The following is a 259-nucleotide window of genomic DNA, read 5'->3' as shown; positions in this document are numbered from 1 at the left end:
GTAAGCAACAGAGCAATCTGAGATATGCGAAGATTGAGATTTTTTCATTGAGTAAATAAAAGGATCATGAGTCGCATAATTATCATGAAGGTAAACCTTGGCGAAATAACTACTTTTAAATTTATAGAAATAATCTTCTAAGGGAAAAAGTAGCTCGTTATCTGCGATTTTGATTGCAGTTTTCAATGGACCTGTTTCATGCTGGTTATCTTCGGGAAAAGGCGATTTAAATGGGTATTTCTTAAATATTTTATTGTTA

At 32.0% G+C, this 259-nt stretch carries 1 protein-coding gene; it reads right to left on the bottom strand.

Features of this window, described 5'->3' with window-relative positions; genetic code table 11:
• On the bottom strand, positions 1-259 hold a 259-nt coding region (locus tag BKB51_RS21020; RefSeq protein ID WP_218044114.1), incomplete at both ends, for a hypothetical protein.

Origin of the sequence: Kiloniella majae, assembly GCF_002118315.1 — a bacterium.
GTDB lineage: Bacteria > Pseudomonadota > Alphaproteobacteria > Kiloniellales > Kiloniellaceae > Kiloniella > Kiloniella majae.
This window is presented reverse-complemented; position numbering and strand designations above follow the sequence as displayed.